A 21,122-nucleotide genomic window follows, 5' to 3' on the forward strand; every position below is an offset into this window, starting at 1 on the left:
ATCAGGGGGTTGTGGGTTCAAGTCCTATCGCCGGCACCATTATTTTTTGCCATAGCCCAGCGGTAAGGCAAGGGATTTGACTTCACATGCCTTGGTTGGAGTCCTAGTGATCCAGCCAATGATACATGTATGAGCCATTAGCTCAGTTGGTAGAGCATCTGACTTTTAATCAGAGGGTCGAAGGTTCGAGTCCTTCATGGCTCACCAGTTTTACAAAAGACCTACCCTCGGACAAATGAGTCAGAGTACTAGGGATCAGATATATAGTCACATGCGGGTGTGGCGGAATTGGCAGACGCACCAGATTTAGGTTCTGGCGGGCAACCGTGGGGGTTCAAGTCCCTTCACCCGCACCACATAAACCTCTAGGGTTTGCGATCAGGCAAGCCTTTTATTATGAGTGACACATCATAGACTTTGCGGACGTAGCTCAATTGGTAGAGCGTCGCCTTGCCAAGGCGAAGGTCGCGGGTTCGAGACCCGTCGTCCGCTCCATTACAACTTCAGAATTGCTTCAATTGGAATAGGTGCCCTTAGCTCAGCTGGATAGAGCGTTTGACTACGAATCAAAAGGTCGGGAGTTCGAATCTCTCAGGGCACGCCATCTATGCAGACCAAAGAGTAGGGAGACCCCTGCTCTTTTTTGACATCTGCTGTGTCTTTTGTGAAAATGTAACTGTAAGTATTCCGTTTGTTCAAAAATTTAAATTTTACAAATATTAATAATATTTTCCTTGTCTCTGGATCCGAACATCCAGTAACGTAGGGATATACCAAATCGTACGAATCCAACCGGAACAGGAGATGTGATTAATGAGCACGATCAAGCTGGATCAACCACATCAAATGATTGAAAGATTAATCAATAATATTGAAAAAGTACTGATAGGAAAAAAGCACGTCATCGAGCTAAGTGTGGTCGCTCTACTCGCGAAAGGACATGTCCTTCTAGAGGATGTACCAGGGGTAGGAAAAACCTTGCTGGTACGGTCATTGGCCCGTTCGATTGGCGGTGATTTTAAGCGACTTCAATTTACACCTGATTTATTGCCAACGGATGTGACCGGGGTATCTATCTTCAATCAAAAAACGATGGAATTTGAGTTCCGTCCTGGTCCGATTTTTGCCAATGTGATTTTGGCGGATGAAATCAACCGCACTTCCCCGAAGACGCAATCTGCGCTTTTAGAAGCGATGGAAGAGCACTCTGTGACTGTGGATGGAATGACCTATGAGCTGGCAAAGCCGTTCTTTGTGATGGCTACGCAAAACCCTCTGGAGTATGAAGGGACCTTCCCCTTGCCTGAAGCGCAATTAGACCGTTTCCTGTTGCAGCTGCGGTTAGGATACCCAACCCTCGAAGAAGAGATGGCCATCCTTACCCGTTTCGGTGCAGAGAACCCGATTGCCAATCTGGAGCCCGTCCTGACCAGTGAAGAAGTATATGCGTTGCAGCAGCAGGTAGCGACCATTAATGTCAGTGAAGGCATCAAGGAATACATTGTACGGCTCTGCAAAAAGACAAGAGAACATCCTAACGTGTACCTTGGGGTAAGCCCGAGGGGTGCGCTGGCTCTTTTCCGCGCTGCGCAAGCATTGGCCTTTGTGCGAGGCAGAGATTTTGTTATCCCTGACGATGTGAAGGAGCTTGCACCAGTCACGTTCTTGCACCGCATTATTCTCAAGCCGGAAGCACGTCTGGAAGGTGCATCCGTTGAACGTATGGTGACAGGAGTGTTGGCCGAGACCCGAGTGCCAATCAGCTAAGGCGGTGCTAAATCGATGAAACAGCAAAAGTATGGCAAAGTGAAGATCGCACTCATGCTGGTCATCACGTATGCATTCGCGAAATTTCAAGGGGGATTTGCCAGCTGGTTTTTATTCTACAGCAGCTTGGTGTTTATCCTCTATCAGGTGCTGGCGTATGTTTTGATGTTTACCGGTTTGGATGTGATGCGGGAGATTGATCGAAACCGCCTGAAAGATGGGGAGAATGTCATTGTAACCCTGCGGATTCGGAGGAGATTCTGGTTTCCGTTTGGGTGGAATATGGTGATCGAGCCGCTCCCCGAAAAAATCGCAGGCTATTACCATCCTCATCGGCAAGTGATCTATCCATGGTTCAAGCGCGAGATCGAAATGAAATACGTGATTCCGTCATTGCCGCGTGGCTGGTACCAATTGACGGATTGTGAAGTGAGGGGCGGGGACTTTTTCGGATTCATCGAAAGGAAAAAAATCTTTCCGCTGCACAATGACTTCCTGGTCTATCCGGCGTATCGCCAAATCACCCATTGGCCTACCGGGGACGGACGAATGAGCGGAAACGTGCATGTTACCCACCGGAGATCAGATGATGTCGCGGCTGTGCGCGGGGTGCGTGAGTATCAACGAGGGGATCGCCTCACGCAAATCCATTGGCGTGCCTCGGCTCGCGGTCATGGGTTGAAGACAAAAGAATTCGAACATCAAGCGATGAATCAGGTTGTTTTCTTTCTGGATGTGGAAAAAGCCCATTACCCGCAGGACGACGAGAAACTGTTTGAGGTAGCGGTTAGTCTCACGGCGAGCCTCGTCAATTACACCAGTAAAAGAAGCTATCACTACGGTTTGATTACGTTCCAAAAAGAGCGTGTTCATATACCGCCGGCTCATTCGCACTCCCACTTTTTCCGGGTGTTTGACCAATTGGCACGGGTCATGCCAGAGGGCGAGGAGTCATTTTCCCGGCTGCTGGGCCGAGAATCGTTGGAATACTCTCAGGGTGTGACGATTACCGTGATTACGCCTTCCCTTGAGAAGAAGATGCTGGCCCGGCTGCTGGAGCTGGCCAATGGCGGACGCAGCGTGCAGCTTTTCTATGTGCACAAGGAAGCGAATTTGCCGCAGGAAATTACAAAATCAATGCAGATGCTAAAAGCCAATAAAATCATTTGTCAAACGGTCCATCTGACGGAGTATGAAGATGTAAAGCGGATTGGAGGTGCATAGGGTCATGACTGCACGTTTTTTACGACAGACGAGGCTCCTGGACTGGCTGGCCGCGCTTTTTCTTTTCCTGCTATTGCGTGAGTGGCTGCTGCCTTTACCAGCGCTGACGGATACGGCTGATTTGTCACCATTTATGTATATCCTGGGCGGAGCTTTGCTGCTCGATATGATCGGAAAGTGGCGTTCGCTCACCTTTGTGTTAAAAATGCTCGGCATTTTGTGGTTATTGCATCACAACTTTTTTGCTACACCTTTTTTTGATACAGAATGGCTTAAAGAGCTGCTGATCCGGTTGCAGACCGATCTACCGCTGGCGTTTCAGCAAAACTGGGTAGAGATGACTCCGGTGACGCGCAATGCGCTGTTTTATCTGATGCTAATGGTGCTGGTATCGCTTCTCTCGTATTTGGTTCTGGAGCAGCGCCAAGGCCTGTGGTTTGTGTTTATCAGCGAGGCGTATCTGGCTGTACTTGATACGTTTTTGCCTTATGAAGCGGATGGTGCGATCATCCGTACGTTGATTTACGGTTTTCTGCTGTTGGCGGTCATTCATATTTCTACGCTGGATAAATGGATGACGGGAAGCAGCCGCAGCCGCTTTTCCTATTTCAAATCCTTGCTGGCGCCAATCCTGATCATCTCACTGACGGTAGGGGTGGCGTATGGGGCGCCGAAAAAGGCAGCCAGCTGGCCGGATCCCATCGCATATTTTACGGGTGGGAATGGAGCTGGCACCACCTATATGAAAAAGGTCGGTTACGATAACAACGATAATCGCCTGGGCGGCCCTTTCATTCAGGACAATTCCTTGATTTTCACTGCCACTACCAATGAAAAGACGTACTGGCGGGGGGATTCAAAGGACATCTACACCGGATGGGGTTGGCAAAAAGGGGAACGCGAACATGAACCGATCCTCGATCCCAAGAGCTATCAATGGAAGGATGTCTTGTACAGCGGAATGGAAATGAAGGAAGTCAAAGCTTCCCTGGAATTTCGCGGCGAGCAGTTTCCAACCATTTTTTATCCAGGGCAAATCAAGCAATTGTCAAGCTATACTCCGGTAAATGCAACACTCGTGTATGACAAAGAGTACGAGAATCTCGAAGTGCGTGACGGAAAGATACAGATGTATATCACCGATAATGCGGAGAATCGGACGTCTGCAAATAAAACATTGATCGTGCCGAACACCCTGCTGATGAAGCTGTACAGCTATGAGGTGACGGCCGAGGTGCCGACGATCAGCGAAAAACAAATGGTAGCGGCGGGAACCGACTATCCGCAGGAGATTCGCGAGCGCTATCTGCAGCTTCCGGAAAAATTGCCTCCGCGTATTCGCGAATTGGCCCTGCAGGTTACGAAGGACGCCCAATCTCCTTATGAGAAGGCGCGCGCGATTGAGAGCTTTTTGCGGAGTGGACAATACAAGTATGAAACCGAGGATGTTCCGGTACCAGAAAAGGGCCAGGACTTCGTGGACCAGTTTCTGTTTGAGAGCTTCCGCGGATATTGTGACCACTTTTCCACCTCGATGGCGGTCATGCTGCGTTCGATCGGCATCCCGACTCGCTGGGTAAAAGGGTTTGCTCCAGGCACGGATGTCGGCGATGACGCAGAGGGGAATGAAATCGTCGAAGTGCGCAACCGCGATGCCCATTCCTGGGTCGAGGTGTATTTCCCACATTACGGCTGGATCCCCTTTGAAGCAACCAGCTCGTTCCTCTCACCGCTGCGAGTCAAATACGATCTGCACACGGAGCTTGAAAATATGCCGGCCACATCGTCTGTCAATCAACCGCAGCCGATCGACCGCGCTGATGGGCGTGACGAACGTATGGAGGAAGACGATCTGACTACCGGCAGTGGCCAAAGCGTGACATGGCCGGTAACCATGGTGATCCTCGTACTCGTGGCTGCGGCACTGTTTGTGGGCTGGCAGCGCAGAAGGCGTATTGTGGTATGGTGGCTGCAGCGAAAAATGGCCACCTATCAGGAACAGAATTTTTCCCAAAAATATCAGGTGCTGCTTTCCATGTTCGAGCATGTCGTGGCGAAGCGCCAGCCTGGTGAAACCTTGCGGGAATACGTGAATCGCCTGTCCATTTCCGGCGACAAACGCCAGGATCTGTACTATTTGACGCAGCTCTTCGAACGAGCTCTGTACGGCTATAAAGACATTGGCGAACGGGCGCGTGCGCTCGCCAACAAAATGATTGACCAACTTTCGCAACAATTGAAGCCTTGAAGATTTACCCGCGGTCTGCTAGAATGTCCATCAATGGATAATTACCTCGTATAATATCAGGAATATGGCCTGAAAGTTTCTACCGCCTGACCGTTAAATCGGGCGACTACGAGGAGAGGGTAAACTGGTTCGTGCGAAGGTACAAAAACTGGGTCGCTGTCTCCTTGTTTGATGGGGGGGCAGTCCCATTTTTTTTGGTCGATCAGGATTTTTGAAGAAATTCCCATCGACGCAGGGGAAACTAAGTCAACGCCAAATTTTTGGCCGGAGCTTAGTTTTTCTACTATGCAGGAAGAGACCTAATGAGGAGGAAATTATGGACAAGCCAATGGAAATGGTAGTCGTACTTGATTTCGGAGGACAGTACAATCAGTTGATTGCACGCCGGGTTCGTGACTTGGGGGTATACAGTGAGCTATTGCCGTACAACACTCCGGTGGAAAAGCTGAAGGAGCTCCAGCCTGCCGGAATCATTTTTTCGGGCGGTCCAGCGAGCGTGTATGAAGAGGGCGCTCCTCAAGTTGATCCGGCGATTTTTGACTTGAATGTGCCGATCTTGGGGATTTGCTACGGGATGCAATTGATGACCCATTTGCTGCAGGGAAAAGTGGAACGAGCAGGTGTGCGTGAATACGGGAAGGCAGACATTCGACTGCAAAACGCTCATGGCCTGTATGACAAGTGGGAGCCGCAGGAAGTCGTATGGATGAGCCACTCGGATAAAGTCGTGGAGCTGCCAAGCGGATTCCAGATCGATGCGGTAAGCGATGCTTGTCCAGTAGCGGCAATCAGCCATCCAGAGCGTAATCTGTACGGTGTGCAATTCCACCCTGAAGTGCGCCATACCGTAAAAGGGAGCGAATTTATCGGAAACTTCCTGTTTAACATTTGCGGCTGCAAAGGCGAATGGAGCATGACCACTTTTATCGATGATGAGATCGCGCGGATCCGGGATACCGTGGGTGACAAGCAAGTGCTGTGCGCACTCAGCGGCGGCGTGGACTCCTCCGTGGTGGCTGCGCTGATCCATAGAGCGATCGGGGATCAGCTGACGTGCATGTTCGTGGACCATGGCCTCTTGCGTAAAGGGGAAGCAGAAGGAGTAATGGCCACATTTGCCGAGAAGTTCTCCATGAAGGTCATCAAGATCGACGCTCGCGAGCGTTTCATGGATAAGCTGCGCGGCGTAAGCGATCCAGAGAAAAAACGCAAAATCATCGGTAACGAATTTATCTATGTATTTGACGAAGAAGCAGCCAAATTGAAGGATGTCGACTTCCTGGCACAGGGCACACTGTATACGGATATCGTGGAGAGTGGGACCGCAACCGCCCATACCATCAAGTCTCACCACAATGTAGGCGGGCTTCCTGAAGATATGAAATTTACGTTGATCGAACCGTTGAAAACCTTGTTTAAGGATGAGGTGCGCAAGCTGGGAAGCGAATTGGGCTTGCCGGATGAAATCGTATGGAGACAGCCGTTCCCAGGTCCAGGTCTGGCGATTCGGGTATTGGGCGAAGTGACCGAGGATAAGCTGGAGATTGTTCGTGAATCGGATGCGATCCTGCGTGAGGAGATTGCGAAAGCGGGCCTCGACCGTGAAATCTGGCAATACTTCACCGCGCTGCCAGACATGAAGAGCGTAGGGGTCATGGGCGATGTGCGTACGTATTCCTATACGGTCGGTATCCGTGCCGTAACCTCCATCGATGGAATGACGGCGGACTGGGCGCGTATACCTTGGGAGGTTTTGGAGAAAATATCCACGAGAATCGTCAACGAAGTGGATAATGTGAATCGGGTCGTCTACGATATTACCTCCAAACCGCCAGCGACAATTGAATGGGAATAGAAAAAACCGTATATTAAAATGATGTCAATAGCGAACGTTCGTGTTTTGTGTTGACAAAGTTATTTTTTCTTGCTACACTTCTCCAAGGAAACGAAAAAAGGAAAGTTCGTATATTCCCGAGGATATGGCTCAGGAGTCTCTACAGGGTTGCCGCAAATAACCCGACTACGGACAAGATACTTTGGGGAAGCGTAGCGCTTTTATCTGTTTTTATTGTTATTCCCGAATGTTCTTGTTTGGTGGTCGAGGCTTGTGGATGCCTCGGCTTTTTCTTTTTCGTACACGAACATGTTGGAGGGAAAACAGGTGCGAAAATATTTCGAATTTGATAAGCTCGGCACCAATTATCGCAAGGAAATCATCGCAGGGATCACTACATTTCTGGCGATGGCCTACATTTTGGCTGTCAACCCGTTCATTCTCAGCGGGGCTGATTTGCCAGCAGAGGTAAAAGCGAATTATCCGCCACTGGCTTCGGTATTTACCGCTACCGCATTGGCTGCTGCCATCGGGACGCTGGTCATGGCGTTTGTCGGACGCTTGCCGATCGCGCAAGCTCCGGGGATGGGATTGAACGCATTCTTCACGTATACGGTCGTGCTGACGATGGGGATTCCTTGGCAGCAGGCACTGGCCGGCGTTTTCGTATCTTGCACGATCTTCTTGATTCTCTCGTTTACCGGGGTTCGGGAGGCGATCATCAACTCCATTCCGCAAGGGCTTAAATTTGCCACATCTGCGGGGATTGGCTTGTTTATTGCGTTTGTGGGTCTCAAAAATGCAGGGATTGTCGTCAGCAGTGAAGCAACGACTGTTGCGCTTGGGCATCTGACTATCCAAGAGGGAATGAAGCCTGAACAAATTCTCGCTGTGAAAAATGCGCTGCTCGCTATTTTTGGACTGGTTGTCACCGGGATTTTGGTTGCTCGTAAAGTAAACGCAGGTATTTTTTACGGGATGTTGATTACAGCAGTTGTTGGTATGGTGTTCGGCCTGGTAGAATTGCCAACGAAGATTTTTGAAGCACCGCCAAGCCTCGCACCAACTTTTGGCGCAGCGTTTCCGTATCTGACTGATTTCGGCACATTGTTCAGCGTGAAAATGCTGATCGTTGTCTTTACCTTCTTGTTCGTAGACTTCTTTGATGCAACAGGAACGTTGCTCGGTGTATCCGCGCAGGCGGGTCTGCTGAAAGACGGCAAGCTCCCTCGTCCGGGCAGTGCGCTTGCTTCCGATGCGATTGCAGGTCTGGCAGGTTCGATCTTGGGAACTTCCACTACGACCAGCTACATCGAGTCGGCTGCAGGGGTAGCGGCAGGCGGACGAAGCGGTTTCACCTCGGTGGTGACCGGTATTTGCTTCTTGCTCGCACTGTTCTTCTTCCCGCTCTTGTCGGTGGTTACCTCGGCTGTGACTGCACCAGCATTGGTGATCGTAGGGGTCATGATGGCATCGCATATGATCAAGGTCGCTTGGGATGAGATGGAGGAAGCATTGCCAGCCTTCTTGACGATCCTGATGATGCCGCTCACTTACAGCATTGCGACAGGGATTGCAGCAGGCTTTATCGTGTATCCAATCACCAAGCTGTTCAAAGGAAAAGGCAAGGAAGTTCATCCAGTCATGTACGTACTGTTCTTCGTCTTCTTGGCGTACTTTATCTGGCTGCGTGAATAGAAGCGTCAAAGCATTGTAAGCAAAGGCAAAGACATCGGCAAAAGCCGCTCCGAAAATGGGGCGGCTTTTTTGGCCAATGGCAACCAAGCTCCTCCATAGAATGGGATCAGCCAAGTTTTCGAAATGGATTTCCCCCGGAACCAAGTTTTCCTAATCATTCTTGTCCAATTTGTACATATTTGTAATAGTAAAGAAAATGACAAATGCCAAGATGGGGGAAAAGGAATGAAGCGATTGCTGGCGGTAGCCGGTTTAGCATTTGTAGTAATATCCTGCCTGACCTATTTGCCAGAGGCATTCACGGCACATGCACCCGTCTATCAGACGAGAGAATTGCCCGATACACCAGATGCGACCACCATCTATACGGCGGATGTACAGGTCGATCCGCAGAACCACCGGGTGACGGGGAAGCTGCATGTGCAGTTTCCGGCGGCAGTGCAGGAGAAAGCTTATTTCCATCTTTATCCCAATGCATTTGAAAACGAGCAGCGCTTGGCGGGGGCAAACTGGGAGTATTTGCTCGGCGATGAAAGGCAACCGGGCAAAATGATGATTGGACAAGTACTCGTGGATGGACAAGCCGTTACAGCGGCTAGAAGCGGAGAAGACCGCACCATTCTGGAGGTCCCCTTGGGTGCTGCGCCAAAAGAACAGCGCGTACGTCAGATCGATATGCAATTTGAACTGATTGTCCCGCTGAATGACGGGAGAATTTCCTATAACGATCATGCGATCTGGTTGGGCAACTGGCTGCCGATACTGGCCATCAAGGATGCGTCAGGCTGGCATCTAGATCCTTATTATCCGATGGGCGACCCGTTTTACAGCGACATCGCCGATTATCATGTCACGGTGACGCTACCCAGCGGCTATCAACTGGCGAGCACGGGTCTCGAAAGCAAGGCGGTCATGACGGAATGGCGCCCGAGCGGTGGAAAACGCTATGAGCTGGATGCGAGAAATGTTCGGGATTTTGCCATGGTCGTCATGGATGAGACATATCGAGAGCTGTCCACACAGGCAGGGGACACCCTGGTGCGCACCTGGTGGCAGGAGGGGGACGATCTGGAGCAGGTCAAACGCATGCATGAGACAGCCGTGCGTTCGCTGGCTTACTATGGAGAGGCATTTGCCCCCTATCCGTATGAGGAATACGACGTCGTGAAAACAGGCGGATTTTTTGGCGGAATGGAATATCCCGGCATTGTATTTATCGAGGGGGGGTATTATGAGGAACGGCGTGATTACGGGCTGATCGTCGTCGCGCATGAAACAGCCCATCAGTGGTTTTACGGGCTGGTCGGCAACGATGAAGTGCGGGAGGCTTGGGTGGATGAAGGGCTGACGGATTATGCGACGATGGCTTTCATGTATCGCGATTCCCCTGACTTGGGAGCGAAGTATGTGGAGATGCGCAAGGCGCAGGCAAAGGCAGCCAGCCAATACAGCGAGCAAGGACTATCCGTCTGGCAGCCGCTCCCGCTTTTCCCGACCTGGCAAAGCTACAGCGAACTGGTCTATTCCCGAGCGGCCTCGATGCTCTGGGAGCTGCGGGAGGCATGGGGAGAAGATGCCGTTCATGAGGCATTGCGTCAATATGTTGGGCAGCATCAATACGGACAAGGCCGCGGCGAAGACGTAGTTCGGATCTTTTCGGAAGTATCCGGAGGAGATGCAGCGCCCTATTTTGACTACTGGCTGCACCTGAAGCAAGAAAAACGGACAGAAGCAGAAGCGTGGAAAGCAAAAGGGAAGGATACGCTTTTGCGGCAGTAGGTATAATCACGAACGTTAAGTAATTGGTATATAGAAATGTTCGTCATTTCATTGACAGTCAAACTTTCCCCCTGTTACACTGGTAATGCGAAATATGGTGCGAGGGGGAAACAAAATGACAGCACCCGTAGTAGGTGTGATCATGGGCAGTACCTCAGATTGGGAAACGATGAAAGAGGCCTGCCTGATTCTGGATGAACTAGAAATCCCTTATGAGAAAAAGGTCGTGTCGGCACATCGGACACCAGACTTGATGTTTGAATATGCACAAACCGCCAAATCCAGAGGTCTGGATGTCATTATTGCGGGAGCTGGCGGAGCTGCGCATCTACCGGGGATGGTGGCTGCCAAGACGGAGCTGCCGGTGATCGGCGTCCCGGTAAAGTCTTCTACCTTAAATGGGTTGGATTCGCTTTTATCCATCGTGCAGATGCCCGGTGGTGTTCCTGTCGCTACCGTAGCCATTGGCAAAGCCGGAGCGATCAATGCTGGACTACTGGCCGCGCAAATTGTCGGCATCAAATACCCCGAGATCCAACAGCGTTTCGTGGCTAGACGCGAAGCGGTAAAAGAAAAAGTGCTGAAGGACAGTGATCTGGCATGAAACAGGCACCGGTTATTAAACCAGGAGCAACGATCGGGATCTTAGGCGGCGGACAGCTCGGCAGAATGATCGCGCTGGCTGGCAGGGCGATGGGGTATCGCTTTCTGACGATGGATCCTACACCAGATGCTCCCTGTGGACAGGTTGCTGATGAACAAATCGTTGCCGCTTATGATGATGCGCAGGCGGCATTGGAGCTGGCTGAAAAAAGTGACCTGATCACGTACGAGTTTGAAAATGTAGACGCGACGGTAGCGGAAATTTTGGAGACAAAATCGTTTGTCCCTCAGGGAAGCCGTCTGCTGCGCATCACGCAAAACCGGATCAAGGAGAAAACCGCGATACAGGAAATGGGCATTCCCGTTGCTCCGTTTCGCGTCGTTGCTTCTTTGCAAGATCTGGAGGCAGCCATCGAAGAGCTGGGGTTGCCTGCTGTATTGAAAACGGCGACAGGTGGTTATGACGGAAAAGGACAATGGGTATTGCGAAAGCATGAGGAGCTGGGCCAGGCCTTTGCTGAACTTTCCAAAGCGGGTGTCGAGCTGATCGTGGAGCAGTTCGTGCCTTTTACCATGGAAGTGTCCGTCATTGCCGCAAGAAGCCTGTCTGGTGAGGTCAGCACGTTTCCGGCAGCGGAGAATGTACACGTAAATAATATCCTGCATCTGTCCATCGTCCCGGCTCGTGTCTCAGCGGACATTGAGCTACGGGCGAAACAGATTGCCGAGCAAATCGCGGAAAAGCTGGAGGTAGTCGGGCTGATTGCCGTAGAGATGTTCGTGACGGCAGATGGCAGCCTCTATGTCAACGAGTTGGCGCCGCGGCCGCATAATTCCGGGCACTATACGATGGATGCTTGTGTGACTTCGCAATTTGAGCAGCATTTGCGGGCAGTCTGCAATTTACCGCTGGGCTCGACCCGGCTGCTTTCCCCTGTCGTGATGGTCAATATCCTGGGAGAGCATATGGACGCGACGCTCGCGATGGTGGAAAAGCTCCCGCCAACTGCGAAGCTTCATCTGTATGGGAAGAAAGAAAGCAAGGAAAAACGAAAAATGGGGCATCTGAATGTATTGGCTGCTACAACGGAAGAGGCACTAGCCATCATCGATGACCTGCAAATTTGGAACAAGGTGGAGGTTACCCAATGATTGAACGTTACTCACGACCAGAGATGAGAGCGATCTGGACGGAAGAAAATAAATTTCGCGCATGGCTCGAAGTCGAGATTCTCGCATGCGAGGCATGGTCGAAGCTGGGAATCATTCCGGCGGAGGATGTGCGCAAGCTGAGAGCAAATGCGTCTTTTGATATCAAACGCATCTATGAAATCGAAGAAGAAACCCGCCATGATGTGGTTGCCTTTACTCGTGCCGTATCGGAAACGCTGGAAGGCGACGAGAAGAAATGGGTGCACTACGGGCTGACTTCTACCGATGTGGTCGACACCGCGCTTTCGTATCTGCTGCTCCAAGCCAATGAGATTTTGGAAAAGGATTTGGAAGATTTCATCGTCATTCTCGCGGATAAAGCACGCGAGCACAAGGATACGGTGATGATGGGCCGCACGCATGGCGTCCATGCCGAGCCAACTACGTTTGGCCTGAAAATGGCGCTGTGGTATGAGGAAATGAAACGCAATCTGGAGCGCTTCCGCGACGCGAAAAAGCAGATCGCAGTAGGCAAAATCTCCGGCGCGGTCGGCACGTATGCCAACATCGATCCTTTTGTCGAGGAGTATGTATGCGAGAAGCTTGGATTGGCACCAGCACCGGTCTCCACCCAAACGTTGCAGCGCGATCGCCACGCTCACTACATGGCGACTCTCGCTCTGATCGCGACATCGCTGGACAAGTTTGCGACAGAGATTCGCGCTTTGCAAAAAAGCGAGATGCGCGAGGTCGAGGAAGCATTCGCGAAAGGACAAAAAGGATCGTCGGCGATGCCGCACAAGCGCAATCCGATCGGCTGTGAAAACATTTCCGGGCTTTCCCGCGTGATTCGCGGCCATATGCTGTCTGCTTATGAAAACGTGCCGCTGTGGCATGAGCGCGATATTTCCCACTCCTCCGTGGAGCGTGTCATCCTGCCCGATGCCACCATGCTGCTCAACTACATGCTGCGCCGCTTCATGAACATCGTGAAAAACTTGACGGTCTTCCCTGAAAACATGAAGCGCAACATGGGCCGCACCTTTGGCCTGATCTATTCGCAGCAAGTGCTGCTGAAGCTGATCGACAAGGGCTTGAGCCGCGAAAAAGCTTACGATACGGTACAGCCGCGCGCGATGCAAGCATGGGAAGAGCAACGCTCCTTCCGTGAAATCATCGGCGAGGATGAAACGGTCAAGTCGCTCTTGACCACAGAAGAGCTGGATGATTGCTTCGATTATTCCTATCATTTGAAGCATGTGGATACGATTTTCAAACGGATTGGTTTGCTGTAGTTGTTCGTATTGAGAAGCCCTGCTATTTTTGTAGCGGGGTTTTTACATTTTCTTGCAGGGGGATAAAGGGGCGGTGGGTGGAGAAGCATGTTCTGAACCTTACCGCTTTTTAATCATTTCGAGTTTTAACAAACGCAACGTGAGGAAGGGAAGAACGGGACGGGCGGAGTTTTTGTCACACCTGCCGAGGTGGAGCTTGTAAAAATGGTACACGCTTGTCACGCAACCTCTACGTTTGAATACGCTTCCTCGAAACTTTTGCGTGACGTACCGTTTTTACAAGCGGAACCGGACAGTGCATACTCCCTTGCGGGTGGGACAAGTGCGCAGCCCCGCCCGTTCTTCCCTTCCCCCACCACAATGTAAGCACAAACCAACCAGTAATCTTACAAAACTGTAAGGTAGCTGAAATGTTCTCCGATAGTAGCCGACATCATTCTCCCCTACAATTTGTGATAACAAAGGCATGAAAATGGGAGTAATGAAAATGGCTAATGTAATGAGTGTAAGACCGACGAATGATCAAATATACAAAGAATATGTCGCGAAAATCCGCAATTATTTTCGTGCACGCATGGCGAATGGCTGGGATGCGGACGATTTGACAAATACTGTCTTCATTAAGGCATTTTCCAAAAGAGAGCAGTATAATGGAAAGTATCCGTTTGGTGCTTGGCTGTTCGCCATCGCGCGCAACACCTTGATCGATTATCGCCGCAAGCAGCGGGAGTTTCCGGCTGAGACGGAATGGTTCCACTCGTTCCAGGTGGATGAGCGTCAATTGCCAGAGGAACTGGTCGTCAAGGAAGAAATCCATGAGCTGATGTGGAAGTATGTCGGCAAGCTGAACGAAGCGCAAAGCCAAGTCATCCGGCTCAGATACCAAGAAGAAAAAAGTATGAACCAGATTGCACAAGAGCTGGGCAAAAGCGAAGCAGCGGTGAAAATCATCCACTATCGCGCCATCCAGATCTTGCGGCAACGGTTGTATAAACGAGCATCATCCTAGAGAAAGCGAACCGCCAATAGAGAGGAGCCTCGTTCATGTCCTCGATCATGATCGTAGAAGATGACCCGAAAATCACACAGCTTCTGCAGGCGCAGCTGGAGAAGTATGGATACCGCACCACCATTGTTACTGAATTTGACGAGGTGCTGGACGTGTTCCAACAAAATAAGCCCGAGCTGGTCCTGATGGACGTGAATCTGCCGAAGTTCGATGGCTTTTACTGGTGCAGGCAGATCCGCATGCTGTCCAATTGTCCGATTCTGTTCATCTCGGCGCGGGAAAGCAAAATGGATCAAGTGATGGCCTTGGAAAACGGGGCCGACGACTACATCACCAAGCCATTTGATTACGATGTGGTACTGGCAAAAATCCGCAGCCAGCTGAGACGCGCTTATGGCATGTACGCCAATCAGGAAAAAGAGCGCACGATCGAAGTGGAAGGCCTGGTGCTGTATCCGGAACGCATGGAGCTTGTCCGCGATCAGCAAAAAGTGGAGCTGAGCAAGAAGGAAGCATTGCTTCTGGATCTGCTCATGAGCCACTATCCCCGGGTGGTGAGTCGCGAGCGGATGCTAGAGAAGCTGTGGGATGAGCAGTTTGTGGATGAAAATACGTTGAATGTATACGTGACACGGGTGAGAGCGAAGCTGAAAGACCTGTCGCTCAGCGGTGCCGTCGAGACTGTGCGGGGAGAAGGATATCGGTTGAAGGCAACCTGGGGGGACAGCCATGAAGCTATTCATACGTGATCAGTTTCTGTTTCTGATTTTGTTTCTGATGCAGCTTGGCTCACTTTTACTCATATTTCAATTAGATGGCTACAGCAGCGGAACCATCGTGTTGTATGCCATCTTTTTATCGTTATTTTTTGCTGGTGCATATTTGATAATCCGCTACTGGGCAAATCGAAAGGTGTATCATTACCTAGGACATTCGATTCAGTCGCTGGATGAATTAACCAAAACCCTCGGAGAAACACCCTTGGCTGAGGCCGTGGCGGAGGTTTTTCAACAGCATTATCGATTGTATATGGAACAGCTGCATCTCTATGAAAACAAGCAGCGTGAATACAATACGTTTATCCAGCAATGGGTTCATCAGATGAAGACACCGATCTCCGTCATCCATCTACTGCTGCAGAACGAGGAAAGTACCGCGGCGGACAGTATTCGGGAAGAGGTGGATCGCCTGAAACGGGGCTTGGAGACGGTGCTGTATATTGCTAGACTAGAACGCTTCGAGCAGGATTTTCTCGTTGAGCCGGTCCACCTGCATTCGCTGGTGCAGGAAGTGCTTTCGGAAAACAAGCGGCTGTTTATCCGCAATCAAGTATATCCCGAGGTGAGAGTGGACGGGCATTGGCGGGTAGAATCGGATGACAAGTGGCTGTCGTTTATCCTTACACAGCTGCTAACCAATGCGATACGTTACTCGGCAGGGATCAGCCGAAAAGTATTGATACAGGCATATTCCCGTGGCTCCATGGCCGTCCTGGAAGTGAAGGACCAAGGGATCGGCATCCCCAAGGAAGACCTGGAGCGCGTGTTTCAGCCGTTTTTCACCGGCGAAAATGGACGCAAATATCCGGAATCAACGGGCATGGGCCTCTATCTCGTAAAAGAAGTGTGCCGCAGACTGGATCATTCGCTGGAGCTGGAATCAAGGACAGGCGTAGGTACCACTGTGCGCATCATCTTTCCGGCGGTGTTGAATCCCTTACAGTGATGTAAGATTGCGGAAAGCTAATTCGATGGGAAGCGCGGGGAGAGTCGGATATAGTAGGATCTGTGAAAAAACACGTCCTGACTATTGATGGAAAACAAGAAAGGAGTACCACTATGGAAATGCTTCAGGTGAAAAATCTCAGCAAAATCTATGGGGGAAATGTAACCTACCGCGCGCTGACCGACATCGATTTTACCATCCGGAAAAGCGAATTTGTCGGGATCATGGGACCTTCGGGGAGCGGGAAAACGACCCTGTTAAATATGATCTCCACAATTGATACGCCGACCTCTGGTGAAGTTTTGCTGGAGGGGACGAATCCTCAAAAGCTCAAGAAAAAAGAATTGGCGCTGTTCCGCCGCCGTCAGCTGGGCTTTGTCTTTCAAGATTTTAATCTGCTGGATACTCTGACGATCGGAGAAAACATCGTGCTGCCATTGACGCTGGATAAGCGAAGCGTCAAGGAGATGGACGAAAAGCTCCAGGAAGTGGCGAAAAAGCTGGATATCGTGGACATATTGCCGAAACGGACATATGAGGTATCGGGCGGACAGCGCCAGCGCGCCGCCATCGCCCGTGCCATCATCCATTCGCCTGCACTGCTGTTGGCGGATGAGCCTACCGGTAATCTGGATTCCAAAGCGTCACGCAACGTCATGGAGACGATGGAAGCGATCAATCGCAATGAAAAAACCACGATGATGATGGTCACCCACGACGCGTTGGCCGCCAGCTATTGTCATCGCGTCTTGTTCATCAAGGATGGCCAGCTGTACAACGAGCTGTATCGCGGAGAAAGCCGGCAAGCCTTTTTCCAAAAGATTATCGACACGCTGTCGCTGATGGGGGGCAATGCGCATGACCTTTCGTCAGTTCGCGTTTAATAACGTCGTCCGCAACAGGCGGATGTATGCGGCTTTCTTTCTAAGCAGCACCTTTTCGGTCATGGTCTTCTTCATGTATGCCATGTTTTCTTTCCACCCGGGGATCGTGGACGGGGAGATCCATTGGTCAGCTGCCATCGGGATGGGGGTTGCCCAGTACGTCATCTACTTGTTTGCGTTTTTCTTCCTGTTTTACTCGGTGAGTGCGTTTCTGAAAAAGCGGGAGAAGGAATTTGGTATACTCACCGTCCACGGGATGTCGCAGGGACAACGCAATCTATTGGTGATCATGGAGAATCTGATCATCGGTTCGTTTTCGATTGTTTGCGGCATCGGTCTTGGAGTGGTACTGGCGAAGCTCTTTTTCATGGCTGCAGGATTTTTGCTGGAGACCGAGTCGTTACCCTTCTACTTGCCGTGGGAAGCCATTGGCTGGACAGTAGGAGCATTTCTGATTCTGTTTCTCAGCATTACGGTTTTCACCCTGCTGTTTATGGGGAAAACCTCTACGCTTGAGCTGTTGAAGGGAAATCAAAAACCGAAAACCGAGCCAAAAGCATCTGTGGGCTTGTCGATCCTTTCCGCATTTCTGATCGGCACTGGCTACGTCCTCTCTCTGACGGCGTGGGGAGGCTATGTACCGCTTCTGCTCATCCCGGTAACGGCGATCGTCATCACGGGTTCATACTTTTTGTTTACACAGCTGAGTGTCTCCGTGATTCGTTTGCTGAAGAAAAACCGCAGTCTGTATTGGCATCGCACGAATTTGATCACCATGTCGGATTTGGCTTACCGGATGAAGGACAATGCCCGCATGTTTTTCATGGTCTGCATCGTTTCCACTGTAGCTTTTTGCGCGATCGGCAGTCTTGTCTCGTATGCGGATTCGATCAAGCAAAGCGCTCTGGCCATCAATCCGTATTCCTTTACTTACACAGCACCTAAAGCATTTGCGCAAAGGGAGGAGCAGAGAGCGTTCCTGGAAGCAGAGCTGCGGGCACACGATCCTGAATACCGTGCCGAGCATGCGACGATCCGGTATCAGAGCGGTCAAGCAAACGGCGAACAATATGCCGTAGTCAAGCAAAGCGATTATAACCGTCTGGCCAATGCAATTGGCTGGCAAACAGTTTCAGTGAGCGGAAATGAAACGATTTTGCTGCATTTTGGCTGGGATCAAAATACGAAAGAGATAAGCCTGCCGGAGAGCGGCTTGCGCTTGCAGGTAAAGGAGCAACTGTTCAAAAGCGTGATATCGCGCCCGACAGTCAATGCCTCGGTGATGGTGGTGGCGGATGATATATACAATCATCTACCGGCAAAGCAGGAGCGGGAGTGGTACGGATATGAGGTGAACAATTGGGAAGATACCTTTGCACTTTCAGAAAAGCTGCGTGAGCGATTTGGTACATCTGCCATTGACACCTATGATCTCTCCTCCCGTGCGGATTCTTATCATCCAATGAAGCAGATGGCCAATACGATGCTGTTTGTCGGACTGTTTGTGGGGATTCTCTTCTTCGTGGCAGCGGGCAGTTTCCTCTACTTCAGGCTTTACACGGATCTGGATACGGATCGCCGACAATACAGTGCCATCACTAAAATTGGGCTGACCGAGCAGGAGCTGTCCCGCATTATTACGACCCAGATTGCGCTCTTGTTCTTTGTACCGATTGTCGTGGCGATGATTCACAGCACAGTCGCTTTTGTCGCCTTGCAAAGTATGCTCAAGCTGATCGGGGTTACCTCGGTGGTGAAGCCTACGGCAATTGTCCTTGCTTGCTTCTTGGCGGTGCAGGTTGCTTATTTTTGGGTGATCCGCAGTCGGTATTTGCGACATTTGAAGCAGGCGATTGGGTGAGTATAGGAAAAGCTTCTTCTTTGAGAAGGAGCTTTTCGTATTTTTCTGGGTATACAGTCTGACACAGAAATAACAAATGAGGAAAATATACCCATTTTCATTGTGTCTGATCCATATATAATTCTTGGTGATTAAGACAAAATGGGAATGGGGGATTCTTCGTGAAAAACAAAAAAATGCTATTTGTCTCAGGATTTCTGACAGGTTCCATCTTTTTTTCAGGGATTTCTTTTGCCGCTACTCAAGCGATCAATGTGAATTTCTTGCCAATCAAGCTGATGGTTGATGGTACTTTGAAGGAAACAAATGAGTCATTTATTTATAAGGGAGTGCCTTATGCACCGGTTACGTTTGTCGGACAAGCTGTAGGGAAGGGGGTAGAATGGGATCCGAAAACCAATATTGTTACACTCAACAGCATTACAAATCCGGTAGCTGATGCAACAAGATTGTCATCGCTTGATTACGATATGGTATATGGTTATAACTACGCTTCTTTTGTGGACAATTGGGAAGAAGGGCCATTTACAGCTGGTGGTGTGACGTATGATCATGGGTTGGGATATAACCAGGTCGATGATGTTGTAAATGAGCGTTACAATTACACAAGACAAGCATTTAAAATACAACTAAATGGAAAATTCACAAAATTGAGCGGGATTTTTGCGGTAGACGACAAAACGCAAAACAAAGTAGATCAATTGATTTGGCGCGTCACGGGAGACGGGAAAGTATTGTTTGACAGTACCAGGTTGAAAGCAGGCGGCAGCCAAAAGGCTGAGATCAATGTTAAGGGGGTAAAAGAGCTTGTTCTTGAAGCACGCAGGGTAAGCATGCAACAGAAGGGCGAGGCTAATCACCTCAAAGCGTTTGTTGGGAATGCGTTGTTGCAATAGTAGAAATAATAAGCGAAGCCAATCAAAAACGCCGAGCAATCGGTGTTTTTTTCATACTTAAAGATGGTGAACTTCATTGTACAAATTCAGAAGCAATAATTAAAGAAGAAAAATCGATGATTAGGGACCATTATCCCAGTGAAAAATGGAAAACAAGCTGAAGTATGACGTTATGACTACCACTTTTTTCTTCGACTGCATCGGCGGAACGATTTTTCCCAATATCTGTTTACTAAATTTCTAATTGTTGGTAGTTTTTAAAGCGAGAAGGAAATTACTTGCAAAGATGTTTTTTATGTGGGTGGGTTTCATTTTTTGTAGAAACATTGCACACGAATGTCCGCAGAGTAGGAGTATGGAAGGATGCTAATCGTCGTTGAAGAGTTGTTCGGTATTCATTCATTGCCGTTTTCACATATTCATTTAAAAATTAAGCCAACCTTTGTCCCAAAAAATGAGCAAAATCTCAGGGGGGTCATTGAGAAGACAAAACCTGGATTCTTTTCAAAGCAAGTGAGGATGCGCCCCTATTCCATTACCGATGAGATTGAATATTTTATGGATATTTCCCAAGATTCCGAAACAATCCTCTACTTTTACGACCCCGGGTATACATCCATTGAAGTGTTATATCGAATCCGCAATTTGCTGCTGCCCGAAAGAAAGCTCATCCCCATACCGTTTGAAGGTTCAAAAGGAAACAAGGCTGAACTCATTTATCTGATTTATACGGTATCAGACTGGTACGGGAAACAAGCCCAATATATCGGCTACGATCAATTTTTGATTCATACGCAGTATTTCAAAAGCCTATGTACGCCGTGGAGCATTACGTCAGAGATTAGACCGTTTACCTCCAACAAAAAGCATCAATCGATATACAAGCCGTTAAAAAAGATTTCCTATAAACAAGTATATGCAGCACAAAATGGTAAGTTAAAAGTCCATAAAGCAGGAGAACTGATTGATCTATGGTCGCAGATGCTCATTGCGAAGACAGAAAGCAAACGGGTCTGGGTAGTACGAAAGGGAGTATCCGTGGAACTTCCCGGTGCAGATTTCATCTTTGATTTGGATAACCAGACGTTTCCCGTAAATATTCCGTATATCCATGCGATATTCGCACCAGCCAAATAATGCAATCATC

16 protein-coding genes, 4 tRNA genes and 2 riboswitches are annotated in these 21,122 nt (G+C 49.7%); all 20 genes read left to right on the plus strand.

Annotated elements, in window-relative coordinates; all coding sequences use genetic code 11:
* The first annotated feature begins 131 nt into the window (after positions 1-131).
* The 20 genes from EIZ37_RS23635 (at position 132) to EIZ37_RS23730 (ending at position 21,112) form a co-directional block, all read left to right on the plus strand.
* Positions 132-207, plus strand: a tRNA-Lys gene (locus tag EIZ37_RS23635).
* Positions 208-273: 66 nt separating this feature from the next.
* A tRNA-Leu gene (locus EIZ37_RS23640) sits at positions 274-356 on the plus strand.
* A gap of 63 nt (positions 357-419) precedes the next feature.
* Positions 420-495: transfer RNA gene (locus EIZ37_RS23645), tRNA-Gly, on the plus strand.
* 32 nt (positions 496-527) lie between these two features.
* A tRNA-Arg gene (locus EIZ37_RS23650) sits at positions 528-604 on the plus strand.
* Positions 605-813: 209 nt separating this feature from the next.
* On the plus strand, positions 814-1,767 hold the full coding sequence (locus EIZ37_RS23655) for an AAA family ATPase (protein ID WP_134687228.1): 954 nt from the start codon (positions 814-816) through the stop codon (positions 1,765-1,767).
* A gap of 15 nt (positions 1,768-1,782) precedes the next feature.
* On the plus strand, positions 1,783-2,991 hold the full coding sequence (locus EIZ37_RS23660; RefSeq protein ID WP_134687229.1) for a DUF58 domain-containing protein: 1,209 nt from the start codon (positions 1,783-1,785) through the stop codon (positions 2,989-2,991).
* Between the two features lie 4 nt (positions 2,992-2,995).
* On the plus strand, positions 2,996-5,239 hold the full coding sequence (locus EIZ37_RS23665) for a DUF4129 domain-containing transglutaminase family protein (RefSeq protein ID WP_134687230.1): 2,244 nt from the start codon (positions 2,996-2,998) through the stop codon (positions 5,237-5,239).
* Positions 5,240-5,265: 26 nt separating this feature from the next.
* A riboswitch (purine riboswitch) is annotated at positions 5,266-5,368 on the plus strand.
* Positions 5,369-5,555: 187 nt separating this feature from the next.
* Positions 5,556-7,094, plus strand: a complete 1,539-nt coding sequence (gene guaA, locus EIZ37_RS23670; protein ID WP_134687231.1) for a glutamine-hydrolyzing GMP synthase — start codon at positions 5,556-5,558, stop codon at positions 7,092-7,094.
* Between the two features lie 86 nt (positions 7,095-7,180).
* A riboswitch (purine riboswitch) is annotated at positions 7,181-7,282 on the plus strand.
* Positions 7,283-7,400: 118 nt separating this feature from the next.
* Complete coding sequence (locus tag EIZ37_RS23675; RefSeq protein WP_134687232.1) at positions 7,401-8,771, plus strand: NCS2 family permease; 1,371 nt, start codon at positions 7,401-7,403, stop codon at positions 8,769-8,771.
* A gap of 225 nt (positions 8,772-8,996) precedes the next feature.
* Positions 8,997-10,550, plus strand: a complete 1,554-nt coding sequence (locus EIZ37_RS23680) for a M1 family metallopeptidase (RefSeq protein WP_134687233.1) — start codon at positions 8,997-8,999, stop codon at positions 10,548-10,550.
* A 115-nt stretch (positions 10,551-10,665) separates the two neighbouring features.
* The gene (gene purE, locus EIZ37_RS23685) at positions 10,666-11,154 is read left to right on the plus strand and encodes a 5-(carboxyamino)imidazole ribonucleotide mutase (protein ID WP_134687234.1); all 489 of its coding nucleotides are present in this window, start codon (positions 10,666-10,668) and stop codon (positions 11,152-11,154) included.
* Positions 11,151-12,305, plus strand: coding sequence for a 5-(carboxyamino)imidazole ribonucleotide synthase (gene purK / locus EIZ37_RS23690; RefSeq protein ID WP_134687235.1), 1,155 nt, complete (start codon positions 11,151-11,153; stop codon positions 12,303-12,305). The genes purE and purK overlap by 4 nt, the downstream gene beginning before the upstream one ends.
* Positions 12,302-13,600 carry an adenylosuccinate lyase gene (purB, locus tag EIZ37_RS23695; protein ID WP_134687236.1) on the plus strand — a complete coding sequence of 433 codons (1,299 nt, stop codon included), beginning with the start codon at positions 12,302-12,304 and terminating at the stop codon, positions 13,598-13,600. Before purK ends, purB begins: the two co-directional genes overlap by 4 nt.
* Positions 13,601-14,087: 487 nt before the next feature.
* Positions 14,088-14,609 carry an RNA polymerase sigma factor gene (locus EIZ37_RS23700; RefSeq protein ID WP_235828194.1) on the plus strand — a complete coding sequence of 174 codons (522 nt, stop codon included), beginning with the start codon at positions 14,088-14,090 and terminating at the stop codon, positions 14,607-14,609.
* Positions 14,610-14,644: 35 nt separating this feature from the next.
* The gene (locus tag EIZ37_RS23705; protein ID WP_134687238.1) at positions 14,645-15,358 is read left to right on the plus strand and encodes a response regulator transcription factor; all 714 of its coding nucleotides are present in this window, start codon (positions 14,645-14,647) and stop codon (positions 15,356-15,358) included.
* Positions 15,339-16,334, plus strand: a complete 996-nt coding sequence (locus tag EIZ37_RS23710; RefSeq protein ID WP_134687239.1) for a sensor histidine kinase — start codon at positions 15,339-15,341, stop codon at positions 16,332-16,334. Before EIZ37_RS23705 ends, EIZ37_RS23710 begins: the two co-directional genes overlap by 20 nt.
* Before the next feature lie 113 nt (positions 16,335-16,447).
* Entirely contained in the window at positions 16,448-17,218 is a 771-nt protein-coding gene (locus tag EIZ37_RS23715; RefSeq protein WP_134687240.1) for an ABC transporter ATP-binding protein, read from the plus strand.
* Positions 17,193-19,079 carry an FtsX-like permease family protein gene (locus EIZ37_RS23720; protein ID WP_134687241.1) on the plus strand — a complete coding sequence of 629 codons (1,887 nt, stop codon included), beginning with the start codon at positions 17,193-17,195 and terminating at the stop codon, positions 19,077-19,079. The genes EIZ37_RS23715 and EIZ37_RS23720 overlap by 26 nt, the downstream gene beginning before the upstream one ends.
* 161 nt (positions 19,080-19,240) lie before the next feature.
* Positions 19,241-19,975, plus strand: coding sequence for an NPCBM/NEW2 domain-containing protein (locus EIZ37_RS23725; RefSeq protein WP_134687242.1), 735 nt, complete (start codon positions 19,241-19,243; stop codon positions 19,973-19,975).
* A gap of 363 nt (positions 19,976-20,338) precedes the next feature.
* Positions 20,339-21,112, plus strand: coding sequence for a hypothetical protein (locus tag EIZ37_RS23730; RefSeq protein WP_134687243.1), 774 nt, complete (start codon positions 20,339-20,341; stop codon positions 21,110-21,112).
* Positions 21,113-21,122 lie beyond the last annotated feature (10 nt).

The organism is Brevibacillus migulae, assembly GCF_004521915.1.
Lineage (GTDB): Bacteria > Bacillota > Bacilli > Brevibacillales > Brevibacillaceae > Brevibacillus_F > Brevibacillus_F migulae.

Bases quoted from the DNA above. Each gene is read 5' to 3' on its own strand.
- EIZ37_RS23655 (WP_134687228.1), top strand. From the start codon at position 814: ATGAGCACGATCAAGCTGGATCAACCACATCAAATGATTGAAAGATTA.
- EIZ37_RS23660 (WP_134687229.1), top strand. From the start codon at position 1,783: ATGAAACAGCAAAAGTATGGCAAAGTGAAGATCGCACTCATGCTGGTC.
- EIZ37_RS23665 (WP_134687230.1), top strand. From the start codon at position 2,996: ATGACTGCACGTTTTTTACGACAGACGAGGCTCCTGGACTGGCTGGCC.
- guaA (WP_134687231.1), top strand. From the start codon at position 5,556: ATGGACAAGCCAATGGAAATGGTAGTCGTACTTGATTTCGGAGGACAG.
- EIZ37_RS23680 (WP_134687233.1), top strand. From the start codon at position 8,997: ATGAAGCGATTGCTGGCGGTAGCCGGTTTAGCATTTGTAGTAATATCC.
- purE (WP_134687234.1), top strand. From the start codon at position 10,666: ATGACAGCACCCGTAGTAGGTGTGATCATGGGCAGTACCTCAGATTGG.
- purK (WP_134687235.1), top strand. From the start codon at position 11,151: ATGAAACAGGCACCGGTTATTAAACCAGGAGCAACGATCGGGATCTTA.
- purB (WP_134687236.1), top strand. From the start codon at position 12,302: ATGATTGAACGTTACTCACGACCAGAGATGAGAGCGATCTGGACGGAA.
- EIZ37_RS23700 (WP_235828194.1), top strand. From the start codon at position 14,088: ATGGCTAATGTAATGAGTGTAAGACCGACGAATGATCAAATATACAAA.
- EIZ37_RS23705 (WP_134687238.1), top strand. From the start codon at position 14,645: ATGTCCTCGATCATGATCGTAGAAGATGACCCGAAAATCACACAGCTT.
- EIZ37_RS23710 (WP_134687239.1), top strand. From the start codon at position 15,339: ATGAAGCTATTCATACGTGATCAGTTTCTGTTTCTGATTTTGTTTCTG.
- EIZ37_RS23715 (WP_134687240.1), top strand. From the start codon at position 16,448: ATGGAAATGCTTCAGGTGAAAAATCTCAGCAAAATCTATGGGGGAAAT.
- EIZ37_RS23720 (WP_134687241.1), top strand. From the start codon at position 17,193: ATGACCTTTCGTCAGTTCGCGTTTAATAACGTCGTCCGCAACAGGCGG.
- EIZ37_RS23730 (WP_134687243.1), top strand. From the start codon at position 20,339: ATGCTAATCGTCGTTGAAGAGTTGTTCGGTATTCATTCATTGCCGTTT.